The sequence below is a fragment of the Bradyrhizobium sp. ISRA430 genome (genome assembly GCF_029909975.1).
Lineage (GTDB): Bacteria > Pseudomonadota > Alphaproteobacteria > Rhizobiales > Xanthobacteraceae > Bradyrhizobium.
On record NZ_CP094516.1, the window covers coordinates 7,869,939 to 7,884,419 of the forward strand.

The 14,481-nt window shown below is 65.3% G+C and carries 13 protein-coding genes and 1 tRNA gene; 8 read left to right on the forward strand and 6 right to left on the reverse strand.

Annotated features, from left to right (window positions below):
- Positions 1 to 9: 9 nt before the first annotated feature.
- The gene (locus tag MTX21_RS36865) at positions 10 to 1,212 is read left to right on the forward strand and encodes an ABC transporter substrate-binding protein (protein WP_280970908.1); all 1,203 of its coding nucleotides are present in this window, start codon (positions 10 to 12) and stop codon (positions 1,210 to 1,212) included.
- A 154-nt stretch (positions 1,213 to 1,366) separates the two neighbouring features.
- Here MTX21_RS36865 and MTX21_RS36870 read toward each other — a convergent pair.
- Positions 1,367 to 1,442, reverse strand: a tRNA-Ile gene (locus MTX21_RS36870).
- A 336-nt stretch (positions 1,443 to 1,778) separates the two neighbouring features.
- Entirely contained in the window at positions 1,779 to 2,756 is a 978-nt protein-coding gene (locus tag MTX21_RS36875) for a tripartite tricarboxylate transporter substrate binding protein (RefSeq protein WP_280969342.1), read from the reverse strand.
- A gap of 106 nt (positions 2,757 to 2,862) precedes the next feature.
- On the opposite strand from MTX21_RS36875, the gene MTX21_RS36880 reads away from it, so the two are divergent.
- Entirely contained in the window at positions 2,863 to 3,828 is a 966-nt protein-coding gene (locus MTX21_RS36880) for a TAXI family TRAP transporter solute-binding subunit (RefSeq protein WP_280969343.1), read from the forward strand.
- A gap of 74 nt (positions 3,829 to 3,902) precedes the next feature.
- On the opposite strand, the gene MTX21_RS36885 is transcribed toward MTX21_RS36880, so the two are convergent.
- Positions 3,903 to 5,117, reverse strand: a complete 1,215-nt coding sequence (locus MTX21_RS36885) for an ABC transporter substrate-binding protein (protein ID WP_280969344.1) — start codon at positions 5,115 to 5,117, stop codon at positions 3,903 to 3,905.
- Positions 5,118 to 5,220: 103 nt separating this feature from the next.
- Positions 5,221 to 6,114, reverse strand: coding sequence for a helix-turn-helix transcriptional regulator (locus MTX21_RS36890; RefSeq protein WP_280969345.1), 894 nt, complete (start codon positions 6,112 to 6,114; stop codon positions 5,221 to 5,223).
- Between the two features lie 86 nt (positions 6,115 to 6,200).
- On the opposite strand from MTX21_RS36890, the gene MTX21_RS36895 reads away from it, so the two are divergent.
- Genes MTX21_RS36895 through MTX21_RS36920 form a run of 6 tightly spaced genes read left to right on the forward strand, consistent with a single transcriptional unit; the run spans position 6,201 to position 12,766 of the window.
- Positions 6,201 to 6,893, forward strand: coding sequence for an ABC transporter permease (locus MTX21_RS36895; protein WP_280969346.1), 693 nt, complete (start codon positions 6,201 to 6,203; stop codon positions 6,891 to 6,893).
- Positions 6,894 to 6,895: 2 nt separating this feature from the next.
- Positions 6,896 to 7,618 carry an ATP-binding cassette domain-containing protein gene (locus MTX21_RS36900; RefSeq protein ID WP_280969347.1) on the forward strand — a complete coding sequence of 241 codons (723 nt, stop codon included), beginning with the start codon at positions 6,896 to 6,898 and terminating at the stop codon, positions 7,616 to 7,618.
- Between the two features lie 15 nt (positions 7,619 to 7,633).
- Positions 7,634 to 8,464 carry an extracellular solute-binding protein gene (locus MTX21_RS36905; RefSeq protein ID WP_280969348.1) on the forward strand — a complete coding sequence of 277 codons (831 nt, stop codon included), beginning with the start codon at positions 7,634 to 7,636 and terminating at the stop codon, positions 8,462 to 8,464.
- 54 nt (positions 8,465 to 8,518) lie between these two features.
- Positions 8,519 to 9,625, forward strand: a complete 1,107-nt coding sequence (locus MTX21_RS36910) for a molybdopterin-binding protein (RefSeq protein ID WP_280969349.1) — start codon at positions 8,519 to 8,521, stop codon at positions 9,623 to 9,625.
- Positions 9,626 to 9,638: 13 nt separating this feature from the next.
- Positions 9,639 to 11,588, forward strand: coding sequence for a molybdopterin biosynthesis protein (locus MTX21_RS36915; RefSeq protein WP_280969350.1), 1,950 nt, complete (start codon positions 9,639 to 9,641; stop codon positions 11,586 to 11,588).
- Between the two features lie 47 nt (positions 11,589 to 11,635).
- The gene (locus tag MTX21_RS36920; protein WP_280969351.1) at positions 11,636 to 12,766 is read left to right on the forward strand and encodes an FAD-dependent monooxygenase; all 1,131 of its coding nucleotides are present in this window, start codon (positions 11,636 to 11,638) and stop codon (positions 12,764 to 12,766) included.
- A gap of 16 nt (positions 12,767 to 12,782) precedes the next feature.
- Here the strand turns inward: MTX21_RS36920 and mobA are convergent, their stop codons facing one another.
- A complete protein-coding gene (gene mobA, locus MTX21_RS36925; protein ID WP_280969352.1) occupies positions 12,783 to 13,430 on the reverse strand; it encodes a molybdenum cofactor guanylyltransferase MobA in 648 nt (215 codons plus the stop codon).
- On the reverse strand, positions 13,411 to 14,301 hold the full coding sequence (gene fdhD, locus MTX21_RS36930) for a formate dehydrogenase accessory sulfurtransferase FdhD (protein WP_280969353.1): 891 nt from the start codon (positions 14,299 to 14,301) through the stop codon (positions 13,411 to 13,413). Before fdhD ends, mobA begins: the two co-directional genes overlap by 20 nt.
- Between the last annotated feature and the right edge of the window lie 180 nt (positions 14,302 to 14,481).

Genomic DNA, 14,481 nt, shown 5'->3' on the forward strand with positions numbered 1-14,481 from the left:
GGCATTCTAATGGCATTTCTGCTCGTCTTTTGCGTTGGCACATACGCTGTAGCGGCGGAGAAGAAATACGATCCCGGCGCCAGCGACACCGAAATAAAAATCGGCAACATTATGCCTTACAGCGGGCCGTTATCCGCCTACGCGCTGATCGGCCGGACGGAGGCTGCTTTTTTCAACAAGATCAACGCCGAGGGCGGCATCAACGGAAGAAAGATCAGCTTCATTAGCTATGATGATGCCTTCAGCCCGCCCAAGACCGTGGAGCGAGCACGCCAACTGGTTGAGAGCGATGAAGTGCTGCTCATCTTTCAGAGCCTCGGTGCACCGACCAACAATGCCATTCGGCAATATATGAATCTCAAGAAGGTGCCGCAGCTTTTCGTCGCTACCGGCGCGGCCTACTTCGGCGATTGGAAGGGCTTTCCGTGGACGATGGGCTGGCAGCCGACCTTCCAGACCGAGGGGCGAATCTATGCGCACTATATCCTGCAGAATTTCCCGCAAGGCAAAATCGGCATTCTCTATCAGAACGACGATTCAGGTCGCGATTACGTCAAGGGGCTCAAGGATGGCCTTGGTGCCGAAGCCGCAAAGCGCATGATCGTGGCAGAAGCTCCCTACGATCCGTCGCAGCCAACTGTCGATTCTCAAATCGTCACTCTCAAGACAGCGGGGGCAGATATCTTTTTCAACGAGAGCTCACCGAAATTCGCAGCACAAGCGATTAGAAAGGCGGCTGAGATAGGGTGGAGGCCGGTCCAGCTTCTCGCGAGCATTTCGAACTCGGTGGGCTCCGTGCTCAGACCTGCCGGACTTGAGAACTCCAAAGGTATTCTTTCGAGCAACTACCTGATGGATCCTACGGATCCGACTTGGAAGGACGATCCCTCTATCAAGGAGTGGGCGTCTTTCATGGACAGGTATTTCCCCGAGGGAGACAAGACAAGCTCGTTTAGTGTCTATGGCTACGTCACCGCGCAAACCATTGTTCAGGTGCTCAAGCAATGCGGCGACGAGCTCACTCGCGAGAACGTCATGAGACAGGCCGCGAATCTGAAGGATCTTGAACTTGGGCTGTTGTTGCCGGGCATCAAGATAAATACAAGCCCAAAGGATTATTTCCCAGTCGAGCAGATGCAGATGTCAAGGTTCAACGGTGAACACGGTGAACTGTTCGGCCCCGTACTTTCTGGAGAAATCGGGACGCCATAGCCGTGACCTGGGGCGGCTGGATGACAGTTCCGCGATGTCCGCCCCGGAGGGCAGGATCGGACTGAGCAGAGGATTTTTGCTCAGACACCAACAGTCGACTTCTGCGCGTTCATGAGTCCACGCCCTCAGCCGCCGCAGAGTGTGATTGAATCACTGGTGGGCCCGGCAGGACTCGAACCTGCAACCAGACCGTTATGAGCGGCCGGCTCTAACCATTGAGCTACAGGCCCCGCCGCGAGACGGCCGCAACAGAGGTGGCCGGCAACGGTGCGCCGTCCGTTTACAGGGCCTGAGCCGGGGGTGCAATGCCGAGCCTTGGTCGGCCGAAGCGTCGGCCCTAGGCCCTAAAGCGGGTGACCGTCCTGCCGATTGGCCGAAGTGGGCGATGCTGCAATTGTGCCGGTGTTTTGCCCGACGTGTCAAATGTCCCAACGCCGCTCGCATCCTTGCGGCAAGCCGCCATTTCTACTTTGCATGGGGTTGTTTTCGAGTTTTTTGTTTGGAGGGAGACCGGCCGGTCTCCCCTCCGTCTTGCCCGCGAGCCAAAGCTCCGCGGCTGGCCAGCTCTAGTCCACCGAGACACCGGCGAACTCCACCACCTTGCGCCACTTCTCGGTCTCGTCCGAGACCAGCTTGCCGAACTCGGCCGGCGTCATCTGCTTGGGGATGCCGCCGGTCTCGGCGAGGCGCGCTACCAGCTTCGGGTCCTTCAGGGCCTCGCCGACGGCCCTGTTGAGGATCTCGACGACCTCGGGCGGCGTGCCCTTCGGCGCGGAGATGCCGTAGAAGCCGACCGATTCGAAGCCCGGCACGGTTTCCGCGATCGCGGGCACGTCGGGCACGCTCGGCCAGCGCTGCGGCGAGGTCACCCCTAACGCGCGGACGTTGCCGCCGCGCGCCTGCTCCAGCGCGGACGGCAAATTGTCGAAGATGAGCTGCACCTTGTTGGAGATGATGTCGGGGAAGGCGATCGCCGAGCCGCGATAGGGCACGTGCACCATGTCGCACTTGGTCATCACCTTGAACAGCTCCGCCGACATGTGCACCGAGGTGCCGTTGCCCGAGGAGGCAAAGGAGATCTTGCCGGGATTGGCCTTGCAGTAGTCGACGAACTCCTGAACCGTCTTGGCGGGAAACGCGTTGGAGACGACCAGCATGTTGGTGAGCTGCATGATGCTCGCGACCGGCACGGTATCGCGCACGAAATCGAACGGCAGCTTCTTGTAGAGCGAGGTCGAAATCGCGTTGTTGGGCGCGACGAACAGCAGTGTGTAGCCGTCCGCCGGCGCGTTGATCGCGGCGGCGGCCGCAATGTTGCCGCCGGAGCCGGTGCGGTTTTCGACGATGAATTGCTGGCCGAGATGGTCCGACAGCCATTGCGCCATGATCCGCGCCACGATGTCGACCGGGCCGCCGGCGGCGAATCCGATCAGCCAGTGCACGGGGCGGTTGGGATAGTCGGCGGCGGTGGCGGGAGGGGCTGTGCTGAGAAGGCTTGAAAGGAATACGAGACCGAAAACACCGTTACGCAAGATTCGCAGCATGACGCCTCCCATTGCTTTATTGTCGTTGCGTGCATGCTTTCATAAAATCCGCTCCCTGCCTACATCGTCTCAAGTTCATGTTGACGCGGGCGGAGCCGTAACGACCATGAAATTCGGTTCATCCATCCTTCTCGGCGCGGTGCTGCTCGCCAGCCCCGTTGCAGCCCAATCCGGAGACAAGGCCATTCCGACCACGACGATCAGTCTCGGCACCGCGACGCCGGGCGGCGGCTTCCCGCTCTACGGCAACGCCTTTGCGGAAGTGATGAACGCGGCCGATCCGCAAGTGTCCATCGCCCCGCGCAACACCAAGGGCAGCAACGAGAACATTCCGCTTTTGGAGAAGGGCGAGCTCGATCTCGCGCTGGTCGCGGGCGAGCCGGCCTATGAGGCCTTCGCCGGCATCGGCCGGGCGAAGGTCAGGCTGAAAATCCTCACCGCGATCTATTCCAACCCCGGCATGTTCGTGGTGCGCGCGGACAGTCCCTACAGGACCATCCGCGACCTCGTCGGTCAGCCGGTCGCGTTCGGCGCCAAGGGCTCTGGCCTGCCGATCCTGGCGCGCTACGTTCTCGACGGGCTCGGCCTGAAGCAGGATGAAGATTTCAAGGCGATCTATCTCGATCGCGCCGGCGATGGCCCCGCGATGGTCGAGGACGGCCGGGCCGCCGCGCTCTGGGGCGCCGGCATCGGCTGGCCCGGATTTGCGGCGGTCGCATCGAGCGCGTCCGGCGCGCGCTTCATCGCCCCGAACGCTGAAGAGATCGCGCGCATCCGCGCCAAACATTCCTTCCTCAAGCCGCTGACCGTGCCGGCCGGCAGCTATGCGAAGCAGACAGAACCGATCGCCTCGCTCGGCTCCTGGAGTTTCGTGCTGACGCGCGCGGATCTACCCGACGATGTCGCCTATCGTCTGGCGAAGACGCTGCATGGCGCGGAGGCGACGTTCTGCAAGACGCTCGCGCAGGCCTGCGAGACCACGGCAGCAAACACGCTCGCCGCGGCGCCGCGGCCGGAGCTGATTCATCCGGGTGTGATGAAGTACTTTCGCGAGATCGGGGTGGCGAAGTAGCGAATTGCGAGTAACGAATGGCGAATGGAGGTTGTCCCCCATTCGCCACTCCCTATTCGCCACTCGCTACGCCCTCACTTCTTCACCAGCGCGCACGCCGGGTCCGGTGGGCCGAACGCCTTGTCGCCCGAAATGGTCGTGAGGATCTTGTAATAGTCCCACGGATATTTGCTCTCCTGCGGCGACTTCACCTGCACCAGCCAGAGATCGTGCACCATCAGATTGTCCTCGCGCAGCTTGCCGTTGCGCGCGAAGAAATCCTCGATCGGCTTCTCGCGCATCTTGGCCGCGACCTTCAGCGGATCGTCGGTGCCGGTCTCCTTGATGGCGTTGAGGTAGTGCATCACGCTAGAATAGACGCCGGCCTGCCACATCGTCGGCATCTGCTTCATCTTGGCGAAGTAGCGCTTCGACCATTCCCGCGTCTTGTCGTCCATGTCCCAGTAGAAGGACGTGGTCAGCAGCAGACCTTGCGCCGCCTGCAGGCCGATGCCGTGGATGTCGGTGATCAGCGCGAGCAGCGCCGCCATCTGCTGGCCGCCCTTGAAGACGCCGAACTCGGCGCCGGTCTTGATCTCGTTCATGTTGTTGGGCGGGCCGGCCGCGATGCCGATGATCTTGGCCTTGGAGGCCTGCGCCTGCAGCACGAAGGAGGAAAGGTCGGGGGTTGCCAGCGGCGGCCGCACCGAGCCGAGCACCTTGCCACCATTGGCGGTCACGACGTTGGAGGCGTCGCGCTCCAGCGAATGGCCGAAGGCGTAGTCGTCGGTGATGAAGAACCAGCTATCGCCGCCGCGCTTGACCACCGCATCCGCCGTGCCGACGGCGAGCGCGCGGGTATCGAACACCCACTGGATCGCGTAAGGCGAGCAGAACTTGCCGTGGAAGTCGGCGGTGCCGGTGGAGTGGGTGATGAACAGCCGCTTCTTCTCGTTGGCGATGTTCTGCACCGCGAGCCCGACCGCCGAGACCGGCACGTCGACGATCAGGTCGACCTGGTCGACGTCGTACCAGCGCCGTGCGAGCGCGGCGCCGATGTCGGCCTTGAGCTGGTGATCGCCGACGACGACGCTGATCGGCTTCCCGAGCACCTTGCCGCCGAAATCGTCGATCGCCATCTGCGCCGCCGTCACCGAGCCCTGGCCGGTCGGCGCCGAGGCCGGGCCGTTCATGTCGGTGAGCACGCCGATCTTGACGACGTCGTCCGATACCTGCGCCGATGCCGCGCCCGGTATCAGCGCCGCCGCGAAGGCGACCGCGACCGGCAGTCCAAATCTGGTTGGATTCACGCTTGTCCTCCCTCATCCGGCTCGTTGGCCGCTGTTGCCTTTGCGCCGGGTATGCCCGGCTGAATTGGTTTCTTTTGCAACTATTCGGGGGCGGGCGTCAACGTCAGGCCGCGAAGCGGATCTGTCCCGCGGGAGAGGGGTCGTAGCCGGTCAGCTCTTCGGCGCGCTGCCGCAGCCGGCTTTCACCGAGAAAGCGGATCAAGGCCTGCATCGCGGGGCGGAAATAGCTGCGTTGCCGCATCGCGAGATCGAAACTTTCCCAGGCCAGCGGCACGAAATCGAGGCCGGCGGAGCGCGCCGCGGCGCGCGTCGCCACGCCGCAATCGGCATGGCCGGCGCGGATCGCGGCGGCAAGGTCCGGTCCGGTGAGGCAGGGCGTCTCCAGCCGGCGCAGCTCCTTGGGCGAGGCGCCGGCGCGCTTCAGCAGCACATCGAGCAGCATCTGCGCGCCTGCGCCCTCTTGCCGCACGGCCATCCTGGCGCCGAGCGCCAGCACCTCCGACAGGTTGTGCAGCCGTTTGGGGTTGCCCGCCGGCAGCACGAGGCCCTGCTCACGGCGCACGAGCCCGACCAGCACCGCATCATGCAAATCCGCCGCCGTCCGCAGCGCCGCGACATTGGCATCGGCCGCGAGATTGTCGGAGCCATCGAGGCTGTGGAAATGCACCGCCGCGGCGATCACCTCGTTGCGTTGCAAACGTTCGAGCCCGCGGGCGGTCCCTTCGTTCAGGGAGGCGAGCCCGGAGCCGGATTCGCGCAGCGCCCATTCCAACAGATCGTCCTGGCTGCCGCCCATGATCGCTGGCGGTTCGGCGGCCAGCATGCCGGTCGGGCGCGCTAGCCCCGAGAGGACCCAGAGGTCGAGTTCATGCCGGGGAAACAACCACTTTCCGGTCACCTTGCTGCAGGGGATCGCACCGGTGGTGACGAGTTCGTAGAGCTTGCGCTCCCCAAGCCGGAGGTAGTCTGCGGCTTCGCTGGTGGTCAGGAAGTCCATTCTGCATTCCTAGGCAAATTCTTGATTCTTTTTTGGCATTTGACGCAAGCTGTAAATTCTGCAGATCAATAGGGTCCGGTGGAACCATGCCCGATCATCTCAGTGCTTTGCAACTCATCCTGGCCGGGGATCCGGCCCTGTTCGCGATCGTACGGCTCTCACTCGGCGTGAGCCTTGCGGCGGTGGCGCTGGCGGCCGCCATCGGTCTGCCCCTGGGCGCCTTGCTGGCGCTCACGCGGTTTTCGGGGCGACAGGTCCTGGTGGTGCTGCTCAATGCAATGATGGGCCTGCCGCCGGTCGTGGTCGGGCTCGCGCTGTACCTTTTGCTGTCGCGCTCGGGACCACTCGGCGCCTTCGGCATCCTGTTCACCCCGACGGCGATGGTGGTGGCGCAGACGGTGCTGATCCTGCCCATCATCGCCGCGCTGGCGCGGCAGACGGTCGAGGATCTCTGGGCCGAATATCGCGACGAGCTCAACGCCATGAATGTCGGACCGCTCGGCCGCATGACGACGCTGCTGTGGGACGCGCGCTTCAGCCTGATCACCGCGCTGCTCGCCGGTTTCGGCCGTGCCGCGGCGGAGGTCGGCGCGGTGATGATCGTGGGCGGCAATATCGATGGCTTCACCCGCACGATGACGACCGCGGTGGCGCTTGAAACATCCAAGGGCAACCTGCCGCTCGCGATGGGATTGGGCGCGGTTCTGATCGTGCTGGTGCTTGCCATCAACGCTGCCGCCTGGGGCACGCGGGTCTGGTCGCAACGGTTGATGGGATGAACATGCGCGCGTCGGTCAGCGATCTTCCCCTGGTTCTCGACGGCGTCTCGCTGCAGGCCGGTGCGACCACACGTGTCTACGACATCAGCCTCACCATCGCGCCGGGCGCGCCGTGCCTGATCGTCGGTCCCAACGGGTCCGGCAAGTCCAGTCTGCTTCGGCTCTGCATGGGACTGAGCGCGCCGACGAGCGGCCGCATCACCTGGGGCGGCCGCACCGATCGGGCACCGACGCGCCGCGCTTTCGTGTTTCAGCGGCCTGTGATGTTGCGCCGCGCGGCTTCGGGCAACGTGACCTACGCGCTCGCGCAGGCCGGCACGCCGCGGTCGCAGCGCGCCTCGCGTGCACAGGATTTGCTGCAACGCGTCGGACTTGCCGATCTCGCGCACCGCCCGGCACGGCTTCTCTCCGGCGGGGAGCAGCAGCGGCTGGCGCTGGCACGGGCGCTCGCGCGCGATCCCGAAATCCTGCTACTGGACGAGCCGACCGCCAATCTCGACCCCGCAGCGACGCGTGCGGTAGAAGAGATCGTCATGAGCGCGGCGCAATCGGGCATCAAGATCGTGATGGCGTCGCACGATCTCGGCCAGGTGCGGCGGCTTTCGGGCGAGGTGATCTTCCTCGCGCGCGGGACGCTGTGCGAACGGGCCGCGACCAACGACTTCCTCGATCATCCGTCGACGCCGGAGGCACGCGCCTTCCTGCGCGGCGATCTCATGGTTTGAACTCGGAGCACACTCATGGCCTTTCGCCGCCTGTCCATTGCACTCGCACTTCTCGGCAGCCTTGCCGCAGGCATTGCGGCGGCGTCCGCCGAGGACCGCTCCATCGTCGTGGCCTCGACGACGTCGACGCAGGATTCCGGCCTGTTCGGCTATCTCCTGCCGATCTTCAAGGCCAAGACCGGCATCGACGTGAAGGTGATCGCGCAGGGCACCGGACAGGCGCTCGACACCGCGCGCCGTGGCGATGCCGATGTCGTGTTCGTGCATGCCAAGCCGCAGGAGGAACGGTTCGTCGCCGACGGATTTGGCGTGAAGCGGTTCGACGTAATGTACAATGATTTCGTGCTGATCGGGCCGAAGAGCGATCCCGCGGGCGTGAAGGGCAAGGACATCGTCGCTGCGCTGAAGGCAATCGAGGCCAAGGGCGCCCCGTTCGTCTCGCGCGGCGACCGCTCCGGCACCCATGCGGCGGAGCTCGCGCTCTGGATTGTCGCCGGTATCGACATCCCGAGCGCCAAGGGCCCCTGGTATCGCGAGATCGGCCAGGGCATGGGCGCGGCGCTCAATACCGCGAGCGCGATGAACGCCTATGTGCTGTCCGACCGCGGCACCTGGATTTCGTTCAAGAACCGCGGTGACCTCGACATCGTCGTCGAGGGCGACAAGCGTCTGTTCAACCAGTACGGCGTGATGTTGGTGAATCCGGAGAAGCATCCGGGCGTGAAGAAGGAACTGGGGCAGACTTTCGTCGACTGGCTGATCTCGCCGGAGGGCCAGGCCGCAATCGCCGGCTACAAGATCGACGGACAGCAATTGTTCTTTCCCAACGCGACCAAGAATGGCTGACCTCGGCGACGGGAGCGGTTGCCAAACCGCTCGATGCATGGTCCACCATGGCACATGATCCAGCGCCTGCCGCCATCGCTCACGTCGCTCGACGCTGCGCTCGCCGCGCTGCTGGATCGGCTCGCGCCGCTCGCGCCGGTCGAATTGCCGGTTGCCGAGGCGGCCGGCTGCATCGCGGCGGGGATGCCGTTGCTGACGGCCTATCCGCCTCGTGACGTTGCCGCCGCCGACGGCTGGGCGCTGTCCGCGAACGACCTCGTCGGCGCGTCCTCCTATTCGCCGCTGCCTCTGACGACAGCACCACAATGGGTGGAGGCCGGCGATACGATGCCGGCGGGATGCGACTGCGTGCTGGATGCCGACGCCGTCGACGTATCGGGGCCGCTCGTCCAGGTGTTGGCGGAGGGGCTGCCGGGCCAAGGCGTAAGGCGCGCCGGACGCGATATCGCCGATCGCACGTTTGCCGCCGCTGAGGGCGCTCCGATCGATGCGGCCGATCTTTTGCTCGCGCGCGTCGCAGGCGTCGACAGGCTGGGTGTGCGGCGGCCGCGGCTGCACATCGTCAATGTGCCCGGTGCGACGGCGACGATGCTCATGATTGTCGACATCGCGCGTGCGGCGGGACTGCAGGTCAGCAGCCACGAGGCCCGGGCGCGTGATGCTGTATCGATCGCCGATGCGCTCGAGGCCACAGCCAGCGATCTCATCGTGACGATCGGCGGCAGCGGCGTCGGTCGCGTTGACGCGGCCGTTACGGCGCTGGCCCGGCGCGGTGACGTGATCGCCCACGGTGTTGCGCTCCAGCCCGGACACACTGTTGCGATCGGACGGCTTGGAAAAGTTCCGGTCATCGCCTTGCCCGGTGCGCCCGATCAGGCGCTGGCGGCCTGGCTCGCGCTGGTGCTTCCGGTCATCGACCGATTGTCGGCGCGGGGCCCGCGCCGGTCGGTGACCCTGCCGCTCGCCCGCAAGATCGCATCCGGTGTCGGCGTCGCCGAGCTTGCGCTGCTGGCGGAAGAGCAGGGCGCATGGATGCCGCTCGCGATCGGTGAATGGTCGCTGCGCGCAATCGCCGACGCGGATGCATGGCTGCTCATTCCCGGCAGCAGCGAGGGATTCGCGGCGGGCACTCCGGTCGATGCCTATCTGATGCGTGAATGATATGGGTTCCGACATGACCGGAATTTCGCAGCCGCAAGATCGCAGTGCGCTCGAGCAGGAGCAGTTCCTCAAGATTCTCTCGCGCGAGGATGCGCTGGCGCGTTTTGATGCCGCGCTGTTCCCGCGCGCGATCCCGCGCCAGACGCGCAAGCTTGCCGACGCGCTCGGTGCGGCCCTGGCCGAGGACGTCGTGGCGCCGATCGACGTGCCGCCTTTCGACCGTTCCAATGTCGACGGCTTTGCCGTGCGCTCGGCGGATCTTGAGGCGGCGAGCGAGGGCGCAGCCGTGCGGCTCGTGCTGAACGGCGAGACGATCGCCTGCGGCACGGCGCCGACATTGCAAGTGACGGCGGGAACCGCCACGCCGATCGCCACCGGCGGCCCGCTGCCGCGCGGCGCCGATGCCGTCGTCATGGTCGAGCATACGGAGCCGGCCGGATCGGGCGGTATCTTTGTTCGCCGCGCCGCCTCGCCGGGGCAGTTCGTGTCCTATGCCGGTTCCGACATTGCACGCGGCGAGGCGCTCTTGCGTGCCGGCACCATCATCGGCTCGCGCGAGACCGGCATGCTGGCGGCCTGCGGCATCGCCGAGGTGACCGTCGCGCGCAAGCCGCGCGTCGCCGTCATCTCCACCGGCGACGAGTTGGTGCAGCCGGGTCAGCCGCTCGCGCCGGCCGCGATCTACGACACCAATGGCGCCATAGTCGCAGCCGCGATCGACGAGAATGGCGGCGAAGCGGCCTTCCTCGGCGCCGTTCCCGATGACGAGGCGAAACTCGAAGCCGCAATGCGTCAGGCGCTGGCTGATGCCGACATGCTCGTGCTGTCAGGCGGCACGTCGAAAGGCGCGGGCGACTTGTCCCACCGCATCATTGGCCGGCTCGGCAAGCCCGGGATCATCGCGCACGGCGTGGCGCTGAAACCGGGCAAGCCGCTATGCCTTGCGGTATGCGACGGCAAGCCGGTGGTGATCCTGCCTGGCTTCCCGACCTCGGCGATGTTCACCTTCCACGACATGATCGTGCCGGTGCTGCGCAGAATGGCCGGTCTGCCGCCGCGCTCCGACGCCAGGGTGAGCGCGACCGTTCCGGTGCGCATTGCCTCTGAACTGGGCCGCACCGAGTTCGTCATGGTCTCCCTGGTTGAGGGGAAGGACGGGCTCATCGCTTATCCTTCGGGCAAGGGCTCCGGCGCGATCACCTCGTTCGCGCAGGCCGACGGATTCCTGCGGATCGATGCGCTCGCCGACCAGATGCCGGCCGGGACCGAGGCCGAGGTGACGTTGTTCACACCGCATGTCCGCGTGCCCGATCTCGTCATCATCGGCAGCCATTGCACCGGCCTTGATCTCGTCACCGCGCCGCTGGCGCGCGCTGGGCTGGCGGTGCGTTCGATCGCGGTCGGCAGCCTCGGCGGGCTCGCGGCGGCGCGACGCGGCGAATGCGATCTCGCGCCGATCCATCTGTTCGACGATAAGAGCGAGACCTACAACGCGCCCTATCTCGTCGATGGTCTCGAGCTCGTGCCGGGCTGGCGGCGGATGCAGGGCATCGTGTTCCGCAAGGGCGATGCGCGCTTCGAGGGCCTCGGCGTCACGGACGCCGTCGCCAAAGCGCTGAATGATCCCGCCTGCATCATGGTCAATCGCAACCAGGGTGCCGGCACGCGGATCCTGATCGACCGCCTGCTCGGCGGTGTACGTCCGGAAGGCTATTGGAACCAGCCGCGCTCGCACAATGCCGTTGCCGCCGCCGTCGCGCAGCACCGCGCGGACTGGGGCATGACCATTGCGCCGGTCGCCCATGCTGCCGGCCTCGGTTTCATTCCGCTCGCGGAAGAGCATTATGATTTCGCGCTGGTCACAGCGCGCAAACAGCGCCCGGCGGTGCAGGCCTTTCTCGATGCGCTCGGCTCGATTGAGGCCCGCGCCGCGCTGGAGCGGGCTGGCTTCCGGCCGGCTTGAACGGACGACGCGGCGGTTCAAGCTGCGCGACAGACAGGGGGGACGCGATGGCGAGGCCGCTTTCGGTTGCGATCATCGGTGCGGGCATGGGCGGTCTTGCGACGGCCGCAGCGCTTCTGCGTGTCGGCATCGATGTCAGGGTTTACGAGCAGGCTCCTCAATTCGCTCGCATCGGCGCCGGCATTCAGGTTGGCTGCAACGCGATGAAGGTCTTGCGCGAGTTGGGCCTCGAGCAGCGGATGCGCAGCCAATCCTTCTACCCGCGCTCCTGGAACAATCGCGACTGGCGCAGCGGCGACATCAAGTTCGATATGATCTTCGGCGAGAGCGCGGAGCAGAGATTCGGCGCGCCCTATCTGCTTGCCCATCGCGGCGATCTGCATGCGGCTCTGGCAAGCGCGGTGCCGGATGAATGCGTGAGGCTCAACCACAAGCTCGTTGGACTCGACGAGACCGGCGAGGGTGTCCGGCTGACCTTCGCTGACGGTACCACCACCGTTGCCGATGCCGTGGTCGGTTCGGACGGCGTGCATTCGGTGGTGCGCGACATCCTGTTCGACACTGCGCCGGTGCGGTTCACCGGCCGGATTGCCTATCGCACCACCTATCCAGCCGCGCTGCTCGGCGGCGAGAGGATTGACGACTGCACCAAATGGTGGGGCGAGGACCGTCACATCGTCATCTACTACGTCAAGCCGGACCGCGGCGAGGTCTATCTCGTCACCAGCCAGCCCGAGCCGGATTTCCGCATCGAATCCTGGTCGGCGAAGGGCAACGTGCGCGACCTGCGCGCTTCGTTCGAGGGTTTTCATCCGCAGGTCGGGCGGGTGCTCGATGCGTGCCCCGACGTACACAAATGGGCGATCATGGATCGCGACGCACTGGATCGCTGGGCGGACGGCAAGGTGACCCTGCTCGGCGATGCCTGCCATCCGATGACGCCCTACATGGCGCAAGGTGCGGCGATGGCGATCGAGGATGCCGCCGTGCTGTCGCGCTGCCTCAACGGCGTCGACCGCGACGGCGTCGCGGATGCGTTCCGCCGCTTCGAGGCGACGCGCAAGGAGCGGACGACACGCGTGCAGGAGACCTCGCGCGCCAATATCTGGCTGAGGGAGCGGACTGATACGAGTTGGGTCTACGGCTACGACGCCTGGACCGTGCCGCTGGCGGCCTGATCGTGGGATGACTGCTCTACTGAGCCGAGCGCTCGTCCAGCGCCGCCAGCCGTTCGGCCTCCGCGATGTGCTCGACCGTGTTGGCGTTGAAGAACGGATCGAGCGGGTCTGTCGGCCATGTCACGGTTGCGAGCGGATAGCGCGTGGTCCAGCGGTCGATCTTGCGGAGGTCTTCGACGACGAGCGCATGCCGCAGCTCCTCGCGCAAGTCCACGCGCCACAGCCCGATCACCGGATGCGACTGCCCGCCTGACGCGGCGACCGCGAGCTGCGCGTTGTCCCGTTCGCGTCCCTCATGCAGGCGCGCGACGAGGTCACGCGGCAGGAACGGGCAATCGCCGGCGGCGCTCAGCACCCATTCGATCCCCGGCCGGTCTTCAGCGGTCCAGTCGAGCGCGGCGAGGATGCCGGCGAGCGGGCCGGGAAAGCCGGGCACGTCGTCGGCGACGACCTGCAAACCGAACCCGACGAAGCGTGCCGGATCGCCATTGGCGTTGAGGATCAGCCCATCGCATTGTGGTGAAAGGCGCGCGATCACGCGCTCCAATATGGTGCGGCCGCCGATCGTGCGCAACGGCTTGTCGCCGCCGCCCATGCGCCGCGCCAGGCCACCGGCAAGCAGCACGCCCTGCGTGGGTGGAATCCTAGTCGTCACCGCCTTCACCCTTGCGCTTGTGCTTGGCCGACTCCTCCTCGACGTAAGCGAGGTTCTGGTCGTAGACGATGCGCTCTTCGCCCGACAATGCAATGAAGCGTTTTCCGCGGGTACGGCCGATCAATGTCAGCCCGACTTGCCGCGCGAGATCGACGCCCCAGGCGGTGAAGCCGGAGCGCGACACGAGGATCGGAATTCCCATGCGCACGGTCTTGATCACCATCTCGGAGGTGAGCCGTCCCGTCGTATAAAGGATCTTGTCGGATGCATCGACGCCGTGGCGGTACATCCAGCCCGCGATCTTGTCGACGGCGTTGTGACGGCCGACATCCTCGGTGTAGCAAAGCGGGGCGCCCTCCTTGCACAGTACGCAGCCGTGGATCGCGCCGGCTTCGAGGTAGAGCGAGGGCATGGTGTTGATCGTCTGCGTCATCTGGTAAAGCCAGGAAGTGCGCAGCTCCGCCTTCGGCAGCGCCACGCTCTCGACCGCTTCCAGGAGATCGCCGAAGGCAGTCCCCTGCGCGCAGCCCGAAGTCTGCGTGCGCTTCTTCAGCTTGGCCTCGAAATTGGTGTGATGTGCGGTGCGCACCACGACGACCTGGAGGTCGTCGTCGTATTCGACCTCGGTCACCACGTCATCATATTTCAGCATGTTCTGGTTGAGCAGATAGCCCAGCGCCAGATATTCCGGATAATCGCCGATCGTCATCATCGTGACGATCTCCTGGGAATTCAGGTAGAGCGTCAGTGGCCGCTCCATCGGCACCTTGATCTCGACCCTGGCGCCTGTCTGGTCGGTCCCGGTCACGCTCTGGGTCAGGCGCAGATCGTCCGGGTTCGGGACGATCAGGGGGACCGGGGTTTTCTCCATCTTCATCATGGCCGCGAGGTTAGCATGACATTCGGGTCAAGCCGATATAAGCATGGCCGAAAGAGAGTAAAATGCCGCCTCGTCGTCATTACGAGCGCAGCGAGCAATCCAGAAATGCATCCGCGGAGACACGCTGGATTGCTTCGCTTCGCTCGCAATGACGGGGGTAGGCGGTTCCACCCGCGCGAT

Coding starts and splice junctions, on each gene's coding strand:
- MTX21_RS36865 (WP_280970908.1), top strand. CDS start 10: ATGGCATTTCTGCTCGTCTTTTGCGTTGGCACATACGCTGTAGCGGCG.
- MTX21_RS36875 (WP_280969342.1), bottom strand. CDS start 2,756: ATGCTGCGAATCTTGCGTAACGGTGTTTTCGGTCTCGTATTCCTTTCA.
- MTX21_RS36880 (WP_280969343.1), top strand. CDS start 2,863: ATGAAATTCGGTTCATCCATCCTTCTCGGCGCGGTGCTGCTCGCCAGC.
- MTX21_RS36890 (WP_280969345.1), bottom strand. CDS start 6,114: ATGGACTTCCTGACCACCAGCGAAGCCGCAGACTACCTCCGGCTTGGG.
- MTX21_RS36895 (WP_280969346.1), top strand. CDS start 6,201: ATGCCCGATCATCTCAGTGCTTTGCAACTCATCCTGGCCGGGGATCCG.
- MTX21_RS36900 (WP_280969347.1), top strand. CDS start 6,896: ATGCGCGCGTCGGTCAGCGATCTTCCCCTGGTTCTCGACGGCGTCTCG.
- MTX21_RS36905 (WP_280969348.1), top strand. CDS start 7,634: ATGGCCTTTCGCCGCCTGTCCATTGCACTCGCACTTCTCGGCAGCCTT.
- MTX21_RS36910 (WP_280969349.1), top strand. CDS start 8,519: ATGATCCAGCGCCTGCCGCCATCGCTCACGTCGCTCGACGCTGCGCTC.
- MTX21_RS36915 (WP_280969350.1), top strand. CDS start 9,639: ATGACCGGAATTTCGCAGCCGCAAGATCGCAGTGCGCTCGAGCAGGAG.
- MTX21_RS36920 (WP_280969351.1), top strand. CDS start 11,636: ATGGCGAGGCCGCTTTCGGTTGCGATCATCGGTGCGGGCATGGGCGGT.
- fdhD (WP_280969353.1), bottom strand. CDS start 14,301: ATGATGAAGATGGAGAAAACCCCGGTCCCCCTGATCGTCCCGAACCCG.